The sequence below is a fragment of the Gloeocapsa sp. PCC 7428 genome, from assembly GCF_000317555.1.
Lineage (GTDB): Bacteria > Cyanobacteriota > Cyanobacteriia > Cyanobacteriales > Chroococcidiopsidaceae > Chroogloeocystis.
In genome coordinates this window covers 719,403-735,941 of record NC_019745.1, presented here as the reverse complement: position 1 = coordinate 735,941, position 16,539 = coordinate 719,403, and the positions used below count along the sequence as shown (strand labels likewise).

Genomic DNA, 16,539 nt, shown 5'->3' with positions numbered 1-16,539 from the left:
TAACCTACAGCAATGACAAGTTTCGTTAGACTTGTGGGTAGCTTGCGACTTAATCACATTTTATCCGGCCGAGGTTTCCATTCTAATGTATGTGCCGCCACTGCGTCCGCCTAGTCATGATGATTCCTACATCAGTGGCGAAGTTACCATTGACCCTAGTGCGGCGATCGCACCAGGAGTCCTTTTGCAAGCAAGTCCCGATAGCCAGATTATTATCGGCGCGGGAGTTTGCATTGGCATGGGTTGTATTCTTCATGCTTTTGAAGGCACATTGGAAATAGAGCCAGGCGCGAATCTCGGATCGGGTGTTTTGGTGCTGGGTAAAGGGAAAATTGGTGCGAATGCGTGTATTGGCTCGACAGCTACGATTTTGAATGCTTCGGTCGAACCGCAGCAAGTCGTCTTACCAGGTTCGCTCGTCGGTGATAAAAGTCGTATCGTTGTGACACGCCCAACCGTGGCGGACGTTGATACAATCAATGAAACCGCCTCCCCTGCTTCTGACGAAGCCACAAATGGCGATCGCCCCCCGCCCATGAATACACCACCTCCTACACCATCTGAGCCTGAACCTACTGATGCAGCGTCTTCACCGCCACCAACAAGTCAAAAAGTCTATGGACAAGCACAATTAAATCGTATGCTGTCAACGATGTTTCCCCACCGCCAAGCCTTAAACCGTCCCCTACAAGATGGTCAGTCTCCTTCTGATCAGCCTTAACTTGATATTCTGATCTGTTCTCATGGAGGTTTAAGATGGAGACACCAAACCCAGGATTCGCTCCCAAAGGGCAGTTCAGCCGCAAAGACGATTTAAGGGAAAGTGCCTTGGGCTTAGTTTCAACCTTGAGCTTTCCGGCAATTATCCAAACTGCTGATGCCATGCTGAAGTCCTCAGAAGTGACTTTGGTAGGATTTGAAAAGATCGGTAGCGGTCACTGTACTGCGATCGTGCGCGGTAAAGTTGCTAGCATTCGCTTAGCGGTGGAAGCAGGAGCACAGACAGCAGCAGAGTTCGGTCAGCTTGTTTCAACGCTGGTTATACCGCGACCTTTACCTAATCTAGACGTTGTGTTTCCGATTAGTAACCGCTTGTCTGACCTGGCTCAGTTTGAACGCGACATTCGCGTGAGTAGTCAAGCAATTGGTTTATTGGAAACGCGCGGCTTTCCAGTCATGGTCGGAGCAGCTGATGCGATGCTGAAAGCGGCTGATGTACACTTGATGTCGTACGAAAAGATCGGCGCGGGGCTATGTACCGCAATTATTCGCGGGGCAGTTGCAGACGTTGTGGTAGCAGTCGAAGCTGGAATGCAGGAAGCTTTACGCATTGACGCTAACTCGTTAAATGCAGTCACCGTCATTCCTAGACCGTTAGATGACTTAGAGCAAAACTTACCTTTAGCAAGTTGCTTAATCGAAGAGCAACCTAAGCCACTGAAGTTACCAGTAGCAATCAAAGATAAGACGCCTGAAGCTGAGTTAATTAAACTACCAGACTTAGCCGCAATTCCAGTAGAAATTCAGCAAGAGGAGTAGATTTTTAAAGTTTTGTCATGATGACTTTTTCTCGTAATAGTTATTTGTTATTTGTTGATGGAGTAAAACCGAAGTCACAGCCTTGGATTAAAGTTGATTGGTAGCCTGGATGCCAAAAGAGAAAAGCGCTGCACACTGATAGTATGATGAGAGTGGCACATTCGCTGAATGTGGTCAAAAACCACAAACGCAGATAGGAAAGTAGTTATTGCTCGCACAGCAGACTATCGTGTAAATGTGCAACGCTTTGACAGAAGGGATCTTACGCTCTTGTTGTTGTTTTGATAATAACCGCAAACTCTTATAAAGAAAAGCCATTATTTCTGATAGTAATAATAGAATATTATCTATAGAGCCTCCTTGAATCTTAAAGGAGAGGGAACCTTGAAGCAAGCAACGCTTCATCAATTAAAAGTCTTTGAAGCTGCGGCACGGCATGGTAGCTTTACGCGCGCAGCCGAAGAGTTATTTCTAACTCAACCAACTGTCTCTATGCAGGTGAAACAACTCACAAAAGCGGTGGGTTTACCTTTGTTCGAGCAAGTCGGTAAGCGTCTTTATCTAACAGAAGCTGGCAAAGAATTGTTTACGACTTGTCGGGCGATTTTTGAGCAATTAGCGCAGCTAGAAATGACTGTGGCTGACCTCAAAGGCTTAAAGCAAGGGCAATTGAGGTTAGCAGTCATTACGACGGCTAAGTATTTTGTCCCGCGTCTATTAGGTCCATTTTGCCAGCGCTATCCTGGAATTGATATTTCTTTACAAGTCACGAACCACTCAGGCATTCTCGAACGCTTGACGGATAACCTTGATGATTTGTATGTGATGAGTCAAGTTCCTGAACACTTAGACGTCGTTTTTCAACCGTTTTTGGATAATCCGCTTGTGGTACTAGCACCCGCAAATCATCCGCTAGCGAATGAAAAACATATTTCGCTTTCACGGCTTGCGGAAGAACCTTTTATCATGCGCGAACCAGGTTCAGGAACGCGAAAAGCTGTGCAAAAGCTTTTCGCCGCACACGAAATTTCGGTAGAAGTCAAATTAGAACTTGGTAGTAACGAAGCAATCAAGCAAGCGATCGCTGGCGGATTGGGGCTTTCTGTTTTATCTCGCCATACCTTAACACCCGATGGCGCTAGTAGCGAATTAACTGTTTTAGACGTAGAACATTTTCCAATTCATCGGAACTGGTATGTTGTCTATCCGAACGGTAAGCAGCTTTCAGTTGTAGCGCGTACTTATTTGGAATATTTACTTGATGCTGCTAAACAATTTGCTACCTCTTGATCGCCTAGTTGATCAAATTCGTTGTCAGTAAATATGTTGGCACTCACTGTTGAATCGAATTCAAAATTGACACTTTGTTTGGGTAGCCTCTGCATGAGTTGAAGAGCACCTAAAATCTAAGTAGCCATCGACATAACATATAAATATGCGTAATACATACAATTAATCCAACAGTTGAAGCTATATTAATAACTCCATCTAGGAAAGATGCTGTTATCGAGAGGGAAAACACTCCTGCTGTGTATGAATAGCCGATAAGCATTCCTAAACATGCGAGTTTAGGTCTAGGAATAATTGCTGTGCTCATCAGAATAAAACCTAAGACAATATCCGCAGGTTTAAATAACTCTACATTTTGAGTTAATCCCAAAATGATAAATCCCAGGGTGATTGCTCCAACTAAAACTGCAAAGGCGCGAGATATGAGTAAAATTCTATTTTTCACTTTTTCTGACTCTTGAAACTTCCTTTTGCACCAGTAGACTAAACTATGGAGCCACTCAAAGGTCAAGAAGTCATGCTGATTCATGAGGTTGCTGAGTATTTCGGCATCACACCAGATACACTGAGATACTATGAAAAGCAAGGATTACTCACTCAAAAGCACGTCCGTCGCCGCACAAACGGCTACCGCGAATACACACAAGCAGCACTTGAACGCATCCGCCTGATTCGTCTTGGACAAATTGCTAACTTCAGTCTTGCTGAATTGCGTTCTGGTATTGAGTTGTGGGAATCAGGACTTAGTGATGAGCAGAAAGCCGAAATTTGGCATCAACAACTAAAGCGCCTCGACAGACAGTTTGAGGCACTGCAAGAGTCGCGGGGTTTTATCATGAATAAGCTTCAACAGTTACAATGCCATAAAGCTTAATATTTTAGAACTTGTGCTACCAAATAAGCAGATTGATTGCAAGTCCAGACTTTTACGCACTATTATTCAGAGCGAGTGCGATCGCTTTGTTGGCAATGCTTTGCTTCTAACTAAGAGGTTGTTTACGCTGATAGTCATTCTGGTATCAATAGCAATTGTATAAAGACCAAGCTAGCATTATGACCTTACAACTCAGAGAAGCGCTGCCCCAACATAGTGATATGTTACTTGAGTTTATGGCAGAATTCAACCGAGAAGAAGGAATTTCTTTTGATCCAGAGCTATATCGAGCCAGAATTGACGCTGCCTTTCAGTTTCCTCACTTTGTAAAAGTCTGGTTAGTGATTGCAAATTCATCTCCTATTGGCTATGCAATTTTGACCTTTACGTTTAGTTTTGAGTTTAGTGGCATTCAAGCTACGATCGATGAGATTTATCTGTGTTCTACGGAGCGACGTAAAGGGTTGGGAACACTAACTTTGGAGCTTTTAGAGTGCGAAGCTGCAAATTCTGGAGCAAAAACTCTCTGGGGCGATATTTCGGATGAAAAGCCATGGCTATCAATATTTTATGAGCGTGCTGGATTCAAGCGTTACCCGTACCGCCCCTACAGCAAGCAGTTGTCATCTTCGGGAGAGAGCATACAGCAGAACACAACCATTAGGTAACTCAGAGAATTGGTAAGCGCGTCGCTAAAGAATTGTTGAGAAGACGCGATCGCACCTTATTAAATCAACTCTGATTTCATCACATTCATAACGAAAGTAAGCAGACACAGCTATGTCTGCTTACCACTAAATTAGTTGCTACTACGGAAACGCCGTTTACGTCTTCTCGCGACTGCTTTGCGCTTACGCTTTTCGATTGGAGTTTCAAAGTGACGCTTACTCTTGATATCTGGTAAAATACCCGCTTTAGAGACTTGGCGCTTAAATCTCCTTAGTGCTGACTCAAAATTTTCATTTTCGCCGACAACAACTTGGGTCATCCTCTTTCCTCTTAACAACAATTTCTGGCATTGCGATCGCCAATTTGACAAAATGTGTATTAGTCACTGCTATTTTCAATGACAAACAATCAACTGTAGAAAAACGCTAGCTATAGTTAATTAACCAAATTCGGTTTAGTATAATTCTTGAAGAACAAATCAATTGCGAATGAAAACTTGTAAGGTAGCAAAAGAAACGCAGACTTTTCTAAAAGTTATTCAGTTTTTCAACTCTTAACAAGATTTTGTAGCCGCGATCGCAACTGTATGGCATTAACCCTAACAGCAGTTGATGCAATTCACTCAAGCTATACATCAATGCTTAGTAGCGTTTGGAGTAATTTTGATTTCTGTTACCCCAATCACCGCCACTTGAACGCCTGTCTTCGCGGGGTTTAGCTTTATTGACTTTCATGGTTCTTCCCATCCATTCTGCACCATCGAGCGCTTCGATTGCGGTGGATTCGGCAGCTTCGCTTTCCATTTCTACAAATCCGAAGCCGCGAGGAAGACCAGTTTCGCGATCCGTTGGTAGTTGTACGCGCTTCACGGTACCATATTCAGCAAAAATACTGCTGAGATCGTCTTGGGTAACTTCAAAGGACAAGTTACCTACGTAAATTGACATTGAATCTCTCCTGCATCGAATTTTGTAGAGAGTTCGATCCGGAGAGGCGCTTGTGAATTAAAAACAAACACTACCGCCGAATTTACTTCTCGCCTACCAGCTTAACATACAACTTATATAGTAGAAGTCAGGGGTCAGGGGTCAAAAGTCAGAATGAGAACTGGTTTTGAGCTTCTAGAATGTCTTAATTGTATTAACTATTGCTTTATTTTTGCTGGTGAATGAGCTTAGTTCAATGATGCTAGCAATGAAGCAAAGATTAACGGCACGCAAGAACTGATGGAGTTAATCATAATGAGAATAAAAACTCATACCTATGAACACTCATCAGCTACCAATTCCTACTTTCTTTGAGCCTAGTAAAGTTCATGAAGTGTGGCGTGTTCCTTACCAGCAACGCGCGCAAGAAGCAGCATCGTGGGCACATAAGTACAATATGACATTAGCCAACGAAGATAAGACTCGCGTTGGCTTGCTTTTGATTGATGTGCAAAATACATTTTGCATTCCTGGATTTGAACTCTTTGTTGGGGGAAGATCTGGAACAGGTGCAGTTGAAGACAATACACGTTTGTGTGAATTTATTTATCGTAATTTGGGTGGAATTAGCGCGATCGCGGCAACAATGGACACGCACACTGCCATGCAAATTTTCCATTCTGTATTTTGGATAAATGAAACTGGCGATCATCCCGCACCCGCAACGCTAATTACCCCTGAGGAAGTAGCAGAAGGTATCTGGAAAGTCAATCCTGCTGTGGCGGCGAGTATTAGTGATGGAGATGCTCGACTTCTACAAAACCACGCTCTACACTATGTCAATCAGCTAACACAACACGGTAAATATCCCTTAACGGTCTGGCCTTATCATGCGATGCTGGGTGGAATTAGTCATGCTTTGGTTTCTGCGGTAGAAGAAGCGGTATTTTTCCATACAATCGCCCGTAACAGCCAAGCAAGATTTGAAATCAAAGGTAACAACCCATTAACCGAAAATTATTCAGTACTACATCCCGAAGTATTAACAGGTGTTGACGGTCAAGCGATCGCGCGAAAAAATACAGAATTAATCCAGTACTTATTAAAATTTGACAAACTCATAGTTGCAGGTCAAGCTAAAAGCCACTGCGTTGCGTGGACAATTGATGATTTATTAACAGAAATTAAATCGATTGATTCCAATCTGGCGCAAAAAATTTATTTGCTAGAAGATTGTACATCTTCTGTTGTTATCCCTGACATAGTAGATTATACCGAACAAGCTGAAGCAGCTTTTGAAAGGTTTGCTGCGGCGGGAATGCATTTGGTGAAATCGACTCAAGCAAGTGATTGGTTAGTGTAATAGGTAATAGGAATAAATATTTTTTTGACAATGACCAATTCCCAGTTACCAGTTACCAATGACCAGTCTTTAAGTTACGTTGATTTTCACCTACTTACTTGTAAGATAACGTAATGCAAATTTGGCAAGCACCGAAACCTTGGCAGGTTGGGTTAGTTCTAGTCATTGGGGTATTTGGTATTTCAACTGCGTCAATTTTTGTGCGGTTAGCGTTTGCAGCAGTACCAGGTGTTTCTAGTGTTGGATTTAGTCTTGTTTTATCCGCAGCGCGTCTGATAATTTCGGCGATACTGCTACTACCCGCTTGGCGTTATCTGCGCTCATCGCCACCGAGTCGCACCTCTGTATACTATGCATCAGTCGCAGGCGTTTGCTTAGCGCTACACTTTGCGACATGGATTACTTCGCTTGCATATACCTCAATTGCTGCTGCATCGACTTTGGTGAGTAGTCCACCCATTTGGGTTGCGTTGCTTTCGTGGTTGTGGCTGCGCGAAAAATTATCACCTCTAACGCTAATAGGAATCGGTGTTGCACTTGCAGGCGGTATTATCGTTGCACTGAGAGGTTCGGGAGTAGATTCTGTTGCAAGTCGTCCCTTGTTAGGAAATTTTTTAGCACTTTTTGGTGCTTGGATGTACAGCTTATATTTACTTCTTGGACGTAAAGCCCAACAAGAAGGATTAGGATTAGGCAGCTATATTGCAATTGCTTACACAACAGGAGCCTTAATTTTACTGCCGTTACCAGGAATATTTAGTGTATCGTATACAGGTTATCCATCAATCGTTTATGTTTACATATTATTGATTGCGATTTTCTCGCAAATGATCGGGCATACGAGCCTAAATTGGGGAATGCGCTGGCTTTCTCCAACGCTTGTCACGCTTGCGGCTTTATTTGAACCTGTCGGCGCTAGTTTGCTTGCTTATTTCCTGCTAGGCGAATTACCAGGAAGATTAACACTTTTAGGTGCAGCTATTTTATTAGTAGGAGTAGCTTGTGCGATCGTGGGGGCGAGGCAAAATAAATTAGGACAAACTAAGCTTAGTGAATAAATTCGTAGCTAAATAAAAGAAGTCCACCTTCGTGGACAAACTAAACAAAAATCTTAACTTCAGGTGTGCGATCGCTCGACTTTGTTTGAGTAGCTCTAATTTCTCATATTCAAAAAGATGTTGACTTCTATTGCTGATTGAGACAACTACCTTACATCGCTACTTTCTTATTGCCTATGCTGTAATTGACATAACTGGCTCTTTTTTGACTGGTGCGACACCAGCTAAGTCGAGAATTTGTGGAATCAAGTCTTCGCGCTTGACTGCCATCATATGAACACCATGACATAATTCGCGAGCAATTTGTACTTGTTCTGCTGCGATTTTAACTCCTTCCTGGAGAGGATCTTTTGCTTGTTCTAAACGGTCGATGATATGTTGAGGAATATTGACACCAGGGACGCAGCGATTAATAAATTGTGCATTTTTAGCAGATTTTAATAAAAAGATCCCTGCCATGATTGGCTTACCGCAACCCTTGGCTATTTGATCCATAAATTTTTCTAGACGGTCAAAATCTGTAATTAGCTGACTTTGGAAAAACTGCGCCCCAGCTTCAAGTTTACGCTCAAAGCGACTTTGTAACCCAGACCAACTTGCAAGTTGTGGATCGACTGCTGCACCTGGAAATAAATCGGTTGCACCATCACTCAGCGGTTGATCGCAACAATCTACGCCAGAATTCATTTTATGAATTAATTTGAGCAGTCGGATTGATTCGAGGTCAAAGACACTTTTGGCATCTACATGATCGCCTGCTTTTACAGGGTCGCCTGTAAGCGCTAAGATATTGCGGATACCAAGAGCATAAGCACCCATAAGATCTGCTTGGAGTCCAATGCGGTTGCGATCGCGACACGCAATTTGACAAATTGGCTCAATACCGTGTTGCAACAAGATTACCGAAGCAGCGAGCGAAGACATCCGTAACACTGCTCTACTACCATCAGTAATATTTACTGCATGAACGCGATCTTTGAGTTGTTGTGCCATTTGCACCATATGCGCTGGATTACTTCCTTTCGGTGGTGCAACTTCAGCCGTGATGAGAAAGTCACCCTGAATAATGGCAGTACGTAACGAGTTTAAAGAAGTTCCGTTTAAATTATTTAGCATTAGATCATGCAAATTAAATTATATATTTTTCTAGCAACTACACTGGCATAGAATAGCCCAAAGATGATTTCACTTTGTTCAGGGTTTGGATCGCGATCGCTTCTGCTTTTTCTCGTCCTGAACGTAAGACTGACTCTAGATAGCCTTTGTCGTTCATGACTGCATGATATTTATCTTGAATAGGTTTGAGGTGGGCGATCGCTGTTTCTGCGAGTAGCGGCTTAAATTGTCCCCAACCCATATCTTGACACTCAGCCGCAACTTCTTGCTTTGACTTACCCGAAAGCAGCATATAAAGTGTCAACAAATTATGACATTCGGGACGTTCTGGGTCGTCAAACGTTAAACCTTTGATCGGATCGGTTTTACAGCGCTTAATCTTTTGTTGAATTTGTTCTGGAGTATCGAGTAAATTAATGCGGCTAGCATCTGACGGATCGGATTTCGACATTTTGCGCGTACCATCTGTCAAACTCATTACCCGCGCACCTTCTTTGCGAATCAGCGGATCTGGTAACTTAAGTACTGGATTTTCTCTGGCAAACTGGTAGTTAAATCGCGCTGCAATGTCGCGGGTAAGTTCCAAATGTTGCTTTTGGTCTTCACCCACAGGGACTTTATCCGCTTGATACAGCAAAATATCTGCCGCCATTAATACTGGATAATCGAGTAAGCCCGTATTGACGTTTTCGCCTTGCTTGATTGCTTTTTCCTTAAATTGGATCATGTCTTGCAGCCAGTTCAAGGGCGTGATGCAATTAAGTAGCCATGTCAACTCACTGTGGGCGCAAATGTGGGATTGGACAAAGATGGTCGAATGATTTAAGTCAAGACCACTCGCCAAATATATAGCAGCCATATTATACGTATGAGTTGCTAGTGTTGCTGGATCGTGCGGTACGGTTATAGCGTGTAAGTCTGCTATGAATAAGAAGTTCTCGTATTCGCTTTGCCCTTCTACCCAATTGCGAATTGCACCTAGATAATTACCTAAGTGTAAATTACCAGTTGGTTGAATTCCAGATAAAACCCGCTGCTTAGCCATTGATTTTAGTTGATTGTTTACGCAATAACTGCCCAAAAATTATAGTAGGTATCTTTTTAGTTACTAGTTTCCAATTATGACTCAATCTTCCCCAAATCCGGTAACTCTGCTGCGCCAATGCCTCAAATTAGCGCAAGAAGTTTCTACCCATGCTCAAGCAAGTGAAGAATTTGCCCAACTGCGCGATGGTATAGCAGCGACAAACCCACAAGCAGCGGAATTGATGGATATACTCTGGCAAGAAGTCATTGCTGCACGACGTTCAGCGGAGTTTTGGCACGAAATGAGCAATGTCGAAAAAGACTTAAGTAACCGGATGATGGAGAATATGGCACAATTACGCCAAAATTACTTACGGCTTATGCAGGAGATGTAAAGAAGACAGGTGTAGAAAAGTTACTCGCAAAGAGTCTTGAGTTATGAGTTATCAAACTTTTAGCTGTCAGCGTTAGCTCATTCCTAAAATAGACGACTCACTTAGCCGTTGGCGAAGCCATAGAGCGAAAAACGGTAGCGCCAAACGATAATTTTGCTCAGAACCGTAGATCAAGCCTTTTTGCTGTAATCCTATCAACGCACCTTGTAGACTTCCACCACGAGAAAGCCCGTGTTTTTGAATATACTCTCGGCTTTGCGGTTTACTTGTGGGATCTAACGCTAGACATTCTAATAGTTGTACTTGACTTGCAGGTAAGAGCATCAGTAACGATTCAAAGGTGATTGACAAATCTTGTAATAACTCTTGAATTGCTTGATGTACTTGTTCATCACGGATGAGTTGATCGGTACGACGGATGACAAGGCGACGAATCAGAGTCATTGCATCGCCAATGTGTCCTTGAACCGCATCAATGAAAATGTCGATCGCAGGCGATCGCGAATCGAATGTTAGCCCCTGAGTGTGTAAAATTTCTCTTGCCCACACTGCTAACACATCATCAGCTATAGGAGTAAGCTCAACAACTTCTAGCGGGTAATCCTCGCTATGCGTAATTTCTGCAATTGTACCAATGAGTACGTAGCTGACTCGCGTTTGGGATTTAATTTCGCGTCTGAGCGTGTTTTCCCATTCACTATTACGATCCCATGAGCGGAGGTGCGAAAAACTCTGTAAAATCAGCACAACGCGTTTATTAACGACTTCGGCTAAAAGTTGTGGTAGCTGAATTAATCTTTCAAAGGCTTGCCATAGCTGTTTTGGCGTTACCGCAGGTGCGAGTCTCAGGTGAGTGCTGTTGTCGGCGATGTGGATTGTAAACAAATCTTTGGCAATTGTATTAACCCACGTTTGCAGCAGCGTTGAGTCAAAGTTTTGGCTAATTGTCTCAGCAAGTAATTCAACAAATTGCCTAGCGGCGATCGCGCGGATGCAATCTACTTCTAAAGCGATCACGCCTACTTCTAAAGCCGCAGTTCGTACTAAAGTCCGCCGCCCACACCCTGGTACTCCCGCAATCAAGAGATCTCCATCGCGGGCAAGAACTTCCACAATATGTTGAAATTGAGCCGAACGCCCAACGATTTCTATCGAAGTAGACACATTTACATTCACGCGCTTATACCAATTTTGGATAGGAACAAGCTGATTGGTGAAATTTCAACCAATTAGCCTTACATTAGTGCCAACATTAAGGCAATCTATAGTTACCATTAAAAATCGTTAGTGTCAAATTTAGTAAAACACTAATTTTTAGTGCTAAAAACTAGATAACACCTAATAAATTATTAAGAATGATGACGCAGACGCTAGCGCCGAGACTGCTACAGCAGCAGTCGCAAGTTTGGCACGCCTTGGAGATTGAGCAAGCGATCGCAATTCTAGAAACTGACGCGGTGCAAGGATTGACTAGCAGTGATGCTCAGCAACGTTTAGCACAGTTTGGGGCAAACGAACTGACAGCAAAAAAGCACAAACCTTGGTGGTTAAAGTTCCTGTTGCAATACAACCAACCGTTGCTCTACATCTTAATTGCGGCGGGTGCAACCAAAGCCATCATTGGCGAATTTGTTAACGCGGCAGTCATTTGGGGTGTGACGACAACCAACGCGATAATTGGATACGTTCAGGAATCGAAAGCCGAAGGTGCGATCGCTGCCCTCGCGCAGTCAATTACTACCGAAGCAACCGTGATTCGTGACGGACAGAAATTACGCCTTGCGTCGCGCGAGTTAGTTCCTGGAGATATTGTGTTACTAACTTCTGGCGATAAAGTCCCCGCAGATTTACGACTGATTCAAGTCCGCAATGTGCAAATTGACGAATCTGCGCTGACAGGAGAATCTGTCGCAGTGGAAAAACAACCGCACGTTCTCACAAGCGAAACTTTATTAGCCGAACGCCGTAATATGGCATATGCGGGAGGTTTTGTTACATTTGGACAAGCAACGGGAGTTGTTGTAGCGACAGGTAATGCAACGGAAACAGGGCGGATTTCACAGTTACTTGAGCAAAAAACGGATTTATCCACACCGTTAAGCCGAAAACTCGAAAAATTCAGTCACACTTGGTTATACCTGGTATTGGGGCTAGCGACACTGACTTTACTTGTTGGCTGGCAAACTAAACCGTGGCGTCAAGCAATCGAAGCTACAGTAGCGTTAATCGTTGGTTCGATTCCGGAAGGATTACCCGCTGTTGTTACCGTGACGTTAGCGATTGGAGTCTCGCGGATGGCGCGACGTCATGCAATTATTCGCAAATTGCCCGCAGTTGAAGCATTAGGAAGCGCGACGGTTATTTGTTCGGATAAAACTGGTACATTGACCGAAAATCAGATGACAGTGCAAGCTATCTATGCAGGAGACAGACGATATGCCGTAACAGGTAATGGGTATAGCCCTGAAGGAGAAATTGTAGCGGTAGACACGCAAGAATCAGATCTTCAATTAAACAATGCCTTACAAGAATGTCTGATTGCCGGATTACTGTGTAATGACTCGCATTTAGAAGTTAAAAATCATCAATGGGTTGTCGTCGGAGATCCGACAGAAGGGGCGTTAATTGCGGCTGGCAATAAGGCAAATTTATTTCAATCAGCGTTGGAAGAAGAAATGCCGAGAGTTGATGTCATTCCCTTTGAATCTGAATTTCAATATATGGCAACGTTGCATCAAGAGGGGCGAGGAGCGAGGAGCGAGGAGCGAGGGGTGATTTATGTTAAAGGTTCGGTGGAAGCGATTCTTAAGCGCTGCGAACAGCAATTAGATCCTCAAGGAAAGTTGACATTTTTACATCCACAGACTGTGCATCAGGAAGTGGAGAAGATGGCGCGACAAGGATTGCGCGTGTTGGCTTTGGCAAAGAAACGTGTATCCATCCCGACACTAGAACACTCTGATATCGACAGCGGGTTGATTTTTTTAGGATTGCAGGGAATGATCGATCCGCCGCGTACTGAAGCTATCAAAGCGGTACAAGCCTGCCAAGCAGCAGGAATTCAAGTGAAGATGATTACAGGCGATCACGCAGTGACGGCGAGTGCGATCGCATCCTGCATGGGAATTCATAAAAACGGCGTAGTCAAAGCATTTACAGGCGTTCAACTTGCGGCAATGGATCAGCGCGAACTTGCGGCGGTTGCTGAAGAAGGAGTTGTTTTTGCGCGCGTTGCACCCGAACAAAAGCTACGTTTAGTCGAAGCGCTGCAATCGCGAGGTGAAATCGTCGCGATGACAGGTGATGGTGTCAATGATGCACCCGCACTCAAACAAGCCGATATTGGCATTGCTATGGGAGGTACTGGTACAGAAGTCGCCAAAGAAGCCGCAGATATGTTGTTGACTGACGATAACTTTGCCTCGATCGCAGCGGCGGTAGAAGAAGGACGTGCAGTATACAAAAACATTATTAAAGCGATGTGCTTTATTCTCCCTGTCAACGGAGGAGAATCAATGACAATTTTACTCAGTACCTTACTAGCGCGAGATTTACCAATTTTATCGTTGCAAATTCTCTGGTTGAACGTGATTAACTCGATCGCGATGACTGTGCCTTTAGCGTTTGAGCCTAAATCACGTAATGTCATGCAACAACCACCGCGTCGTCCTAACGAAGCTATACTGTCAAAAAGCCGGATTCAGCGCATTTTAGCAATTTCGGTGTTTAATTGGATTGTCATCTTCGGTGTTTTTGAATACGTTCGGGCGACTACGGGAAACATCGACTTAGCACGAACTATGGCAATCAATTCGCTCATTGCAGGCAGGATTTTTTACCTGTTAAGTTTGAGCCAGTTGGTACCGAATTTGATGGCTAAAATTAAGGGTACAGCGGCAGAAGTTGATATTCCTGCGATCGCATTTGGTATTATCGGCGCGATCATTTTGCAAATGGTTTTCTGTTATGTACCAATCATCAATAGCATTTTCTCAACTGCACCACTCGATTTTCATCAGTGGTTATTCTGTCTTGCTGTTGGTTTACCAATGATTCCTTGGTCAATATTTGTCAACCGTCTCGATCCACCAAACTAAATATACTCTGATATCATTGGCGATCGCGTGTTAACGCAAGAGGGACGAAACCCTCTTTTTGCTTTTACTTCAAATATCACATCGTTTTTCCGAAATGTCGTTGATAGATGCTGTATCCATCCCTTATACCGTTTCACTTTGAAGTTGCTACAAATAGGCAGCTTCAGGTGCAGAGGAGAAATTAATTGTAGTTCTCATTTAGTGAAACAGTATTACACCGCAATATTCAATTTCATGAGGTGAAACTCGCCATGACAAGGATGCGACAATTCATCAATCAAAGTAAGTGGGATTCGTTTTTACTAGTCGTTGTTACTTGCTTCAGTCTTTTCTACTTGCTAGCAATTCCTTTCGGTTGGATACGCACAAGATTTGAACTAACCGAAATCATCATTTTTACAATTATCTTATTAATTAATTCCGAATTACTCGAACGTCTTAGAAAACTTGGAATTAATAAAGACGGTATCACTTTTGAACTCGATCAAATTCAGGCTGAACAAAAACATCAAAGAGACAATATCGAGACTAATAAAGCTAATATTGAAGCTGTCACAAATATCCTCCAACGATTAACTTTACTAGAATCTCAACTCGCTGAAAGTAGAACAGGGACTCAACTCCTAAGCCAAAACTTCTTGCTGGATGACTATGAATTAAAGCACTTGCGGAAGCTAGCCAGTGATGCTGTCTTTAATTATCAGAAACAACCTTCGTTTGAACGCGAACTAAGACACCTGCGCGCATTAGGCTTTATTGAGAATATACCTGGAAAAACAATTTCTCATATGCCAGAACGTGGAGATTTAAAAGAACACGTAAGAATAACTGAACATGGCAAGCAATATTTAGACAAAATCGAGTCAATGGGTACTACAGTTTATTCAGCATCACTTAGTGATAGTGGTAGCGGAAATACTTCTGAGAAAAGCGATCGCATTTATAGCAGTGGTCAGGGTTGAAAATGAGTTAGGGTAATGGTTATTCGTACCTTCAATGTGTCCTAACTACCCCAACGAGACTGCTATATTAGCTATTACACATTAAATCGAAATAGCATTACATCGCCTTCTTGAACGACGTACTCTTTTCCTTCACTTCTAACTAAGCCTTTTTCTTTAGCTGCATTCATTGATCCAGTCGCGACTAAATCTTTGTAAGCAACCGTCTCCGCCCGAATAAATCCGCGTTCAAAATCTGAGTGAATTACACCAGCGGCTTGCGGTGCAGACATACCTGCATGAATCGTCCACGCACGAGTTTCTTTAGGTCCTGACGTAAAATAGGTACGCAATCCTAAAAGTTCATACGTAGCGCGAATCAACGATTTTAGTCCGCCTTCTTCAACGCCTAAAGATGCAAGAAACTCAGCTTTATCTTCTTCGGGTAATTCTACTAATTCGGCTTCAACTTGCGCAGAAACAATCACAACTTGAGCATTTTCTTGGGAAGCAATTTGCCGCACTTGTTCAACATATTCGTTACCTGTTGCTAAGTCTTCTTCCGACACATTTGCCGCATAAATAATCGGTTTACCACTTAGTAATCCAAGTCCTTTAATTGTCGTCGCTTCTTCTTCGGTTAAATTGATTTGTCTTACTGATTTACCTTCGTTTAATGCAGTGCTTAATTTTTCCAAAACGCTAACTTCAAACTGGGCGTCTTTGCTAGTACGGGCTTGCTTTTTCGTACGTTCAATTCGGCGTTCGATTTGAGCTAAATCTGCTAACGCTAGCTCTAAGTTAATAATTTCAATATCTCGCTTGGGATCGACTGAACCCGCAACATGAATAATGTCGTCGTTTTCAAAACACCGCACGACATGAACGATCGCATCGACTTCGCGAATGTGTGAAAGAAACTGATTGCCTAAACCTTCGCCTTGGCTTGCACCTTTAACTAAACCCGCAATATCAACAAACTCAACTCGCGCTGGTACAATTTGCGCCGAAGCTGAAATTTCTCCTAGAACCTGTAACCGTTCGTCTGGAACTGCAACAACACCAACATTCGGTTCAATTGTACAGAAAGGGAAGTTAGCAGCTTCTGCTTTGGCATTCGCAACCAAAGCGTTAAACAAAGTCGATTTACCAACGTTGGGTAGCCCTACTATTCCGGCTCTGAGCATATACTTCTTGCAGGTGAACGGTCAGCTTAACTAGTTTAACGAAGTTTGGTTAGGTTCA

17 protein-coding genes are annotated in these 16,539 nt (G+C 43.1%); 10 read left to right on the top strand and 7 right to left on the bottom strand.

The window, feature by feature from the left end:
• The first annotated feature begins 85 nt into the window (after positions 1–85).
• The 3 genes from GLO7428_RS03265 to GLO7428_RS03255 all read left to right on the top strand — a co-directional run bounded on the left by GLO7428_RS03265 (position 86) and on the right by GLO7428_RS03255 (position 2,829).
• The gene (locus GLO7428_RS03265; protein WP_015187134.1) at positions 86–721 is read left to right on the top strand and encodes a carbon dioxide concentrating mechanism protein; all 636 of its coding nucleotides are present in this window, start codon (positions 86–88) and stop codon (positions 719–721) included.
• Between the two features lie 35 nt (positions 722–756).
• A complete protein-coding gene (locus GLO7428_RS03260; RefSeq protein ID WP_015187133.1) occupies positions 757–1,539 on the top strand; it encodes a BMC domain-containing protein in 783 nt (260 codons plus the stop codon).
• 384 nt (positions 1,540–1,923) lie between these two features.
• Positions 1,924–2,829 (top strand): LysR family transcriptional regulator, encoded by a 906-nt coding sequence (locus tag GLO7428_RS03255; RefSeq protein WP_015187132.1) that lies wholly within the window; start codon positions 1,924–1,926, stop codon positions 2,827–2,829.
• A 109-nt stretch (positions 2,830–2,938) separates the two neighbouring features.
• Here the strand turns inward: GLO7428_RS03255 and GLO7428_RS03250 are convergent, their stop codons facing one another.
• Positions 2,939–3,274, bottom strand: a complete 336-nt coding sequence (locus GLO7428_RS03250; protein WP_015187130.1) for a hypothetical protein — start codon at positions 3,272–3,274, stop codon at positions 2,939–2,941.
• A gap of 45 nt (positions 3,275–3,319) precedes the next feature.
• Here GLO7428_RS03250 and GLO7428_RS25840 point away from each other — a divergent pair, with 45 nt between their 5' ends.
• Both GLO7428_RS25840 and GLO7428_RS03240 read left to right on the top strand, forming a co-directional pair.
• Positions 3,320–3,703 carry a MerR family transcriptional regulator gene (locus GLO7428_RS25840; RefSeq protein WP_015187129.1) on the top strand — a complete coding sequence of 128 codons (384 nt, stop codon included), beginning with the start codon at positions 3,320–3,322 and terminating at the stop codon, positions 3,701–3,703.
• 179 nt (positions 3,704–3,882) lie between these two features.
• Positions 3,883–4,371, top strand: coding sequence for a GNAT family N-acetyltransferase (locus GLO7428_RS03240; RefSeq protein ID WP_015187128.1), 489 nt, complete (start codon positions 3,883–3,885; stop codon positions 4,369–4,371).
• A 131-nt stretch (positions 4,372–4,502) separates the two neighbouring features.
• On the opposite strand, the gene rpsU is transcribed toward GLO7428_RS03240, so the two are convergent.
• Positions 4,503–4,691: a 30S ribosomal protein S21 gene (gene rpsU, locus GLO7428_RS03235; RefSeq protein ID WP_015187127.1), complete on the bottom strand. Its 189-nt coding sequence runs from the start codon at positions 4,689–4,691 to the stop codon at positions 4,503–4,505.
• Positions 4,692–5,013: 322 nt separating this feature from the next.
• Positions 5,014–5,319, bottom strand: a complete 306-nt coding sequence (locus tag GLO7428_RS03230) for an RNA-binding protein (RefSeq protein WP_015187126.1) — start codon at positions 5,317–5,319, stop codon at positions 5,014–5,016.
• Between the two features lie 316 nt (positions 5,320–5,635).
• On the opposite strand from GLO7428_RS03230, the gene GLO7428_RS03225 reads away from it, so the two are divergent.
• Entirely contained in the window at positions 5,636–6,661 is a 1,026-nt protein-coding gene (locus GLO7428_RS03225) for a hypothetical protein (protein ID WP_015187125.1), read from the top strand.
• Between the two features lie 113 nt (positions 6,662–6,774).
• Entirely contained in the window at positions 6,775–7,719 is a 945-nt protein-coding gene (locus tag GLO7428_RS03220) for a DMT family transporter (RefSeq protein WP_015187124.1), read from the top strand.
• Positions 7,720–7,893: 174 nt separating this feature from the next.
• Here the strand turns inward: GLO7428_RS03220 and GLO7428_RS03215 are convergent, their stop codons facing one another.
• Entirely contained in the window at positions 7,894–8,835 is a 942-nt protein-coding gene (locus GLO7428_RS03215) for a methylenetetrahydrofolate reductase (protein ID WP_015187123.1), read from the bottom strand.
• A 37-nt stretch (positions 8,836–8,872) separates the two neighbouring features.
• Positions 8,873–9,880, bottom strand: coding sequence for a tryptophan--tRNA ligase (trpS, locus tag GLO7428_RS03210; protein ID WP_015187122.1), 1,008 nt, complete (start codon positions 9,878–9,880; stop codon positions 8,873–8,875).
• A 76-nt stretch (positions 9,881–9,956) separates the two neighbouring features.
• Here trpS and GLO7428_RS03205 point away from each other — a divergent pair, with 76 nt between their 5' ends.
• Positions 9,957–10,256, top strand: a complete 300-nt coding sequence (locus tag GLO7428_RS03205) for a hypothetical protein (RefSeq protein WP_015187121.1) — start codon at positions 9,957–9,959, stop codon at positions 10,254–10,256.
• Positions 10,257–10,328: 72 nt separating this feature from the next.
• Here GLO7428_RS03205 and GLO7428_RS03200 read toward each other — a convergent pair whose 3' ends face one another.
• Positions 10,329–11,420: an ATP-binding protein gene (locus GLO7428_RS03200; protein WP_196797450.1), complete on the bottom strand. Its 1,092-nt coding sequence runs from the start codon at positions 11,418–11,420 to the stop codon at positions 10,329–10,331.
• 191 nt (positions 11,421–11,611) lie between these two features.
• On the opposite strand from GLO7428_RS03200, the gene GLO7428_RS03195 reads away from it, so the two are divergent.
• Entirely contained in the window at positions 11,612–14,353 is a 2,742-nt protein-coding gene (locus tag GLO7428_RS03195; protein WP_015187119.1) for an HAD-IC family P-type ATPase, read from the top strand.
• A 251-nt stretch (positions 14,354–14,604) separates the two neighbouring features.
• Positions 14,605–15,315 (top strand): hypothetical protein, encoded by a 711-nt coding sequence (locus tag GLO7428_RS03190; protein ID WP_015187118.1) that lies wholly within the window; start codon positions 14,605–14,607, stop codon positions 15,313–15,315.
• 74 nt (positions 15,316–15,389) lie between these two features.
• Here GLO7428_RS03190 and ychF read toward each other — a convergent pair whose 3' ends face one another.
• A complete protein-coding gene (ychF, locus tag GLO7428_RS03185) occupies positions 15,390–16,481 on the bottom strand; it encodes a redox-regulated ATPase YchF (protein WP_015187117.1) in 1,092 nt (363 codons plus the stop codon).
• Between the last annotated feature and the right edge of the window lie 58 nt (positions 16,482–16,539).